We start from the raw sequence: 760 nt of genomic DNA, 5'->3' as shown, positions 1-760 counted from the left end.
AAAATCATAACCACCCGTCAAACGGGTGGTTTGTCTCAGGGCTATAAGCCCAAATTACCAGCCAGCGCCTAAAGACGCTGGCTTTCACTTTGTTCAAGCCTCATTGCTCTTGACTCGTCACTTGCCTCTCAAAGAGGCTTTAGTATTACTTACTACTATCCCTAAAGGGATCCTCATATTCTTTTACACTTAATTTATCTAGTGCTATATCATGCTTTTCCTGTTCTTGGATATATTTCTTAATTGTGGCTTCATTGAGTCCCACCGTACTTACATAATAACCTTCCGCCCAGAAATGCCGATTCCCAAACTTGTACTTGAGGTTGGCGTGTTTATCAAACATCATGAGTGAACTTTTTCCTTTTAAATAGCCCATGAAACTCGAAATACTTATCCTTGGTGGAATACTTACTAACATATGTACATGGTCTGGCATTAAGTGATCCTAGATAATTTCAACTCCTTTATAACTACACAAACGATGAAATATTTCTCCTAAACTACTTCGATATTGATTATAGATAACTTTTCGTCTATACTTAGGGGTGAACACAATGTGATAGAACAGTGCCACTTTGTGTGCGATAAACTATGAGCCTTTTGTGCCATATTTTTCTCCTTTCGCTTTACAATTGGCTTGAACACCTTTATTGTATCGCGTTCGGAGTTTTTTTGGTATAACCTTCGACGCGCACCCGCATAGCGGGTGGTTTTTTTGTCTCGCACCTAACGGAGCGAGACAGACTAATAGTCACATAAT

General features: G+C 39.5%; 1 pseudogene. It reads right to left on the bottom strand.

Going from position 1 to position 760, the window contains the following annotated elements:
- Positions 1–145 precede the first annotated feature (145 nt).
- Positions 146–609, bottom strand: a pseudogene (gene tnpA / locus HT725_RS10050) (IS200/IS605 family transposase).
- Positions 610–760: the final 151 nt, after the last annotated feature.

It is taken from the genome of Streptococcus sp. 2579 (assembly GCF_013277195.1).
GTDB lineage: Bacteria > Bacillota > Bacilli > Lactobacillales > Streptococcaceae > Streptococcus.
The sequence above is the reverse complement of the archived record's forward strand: the minus strand, read 5'-3'. Positions and strand labels throughout refer to the sequence as shown.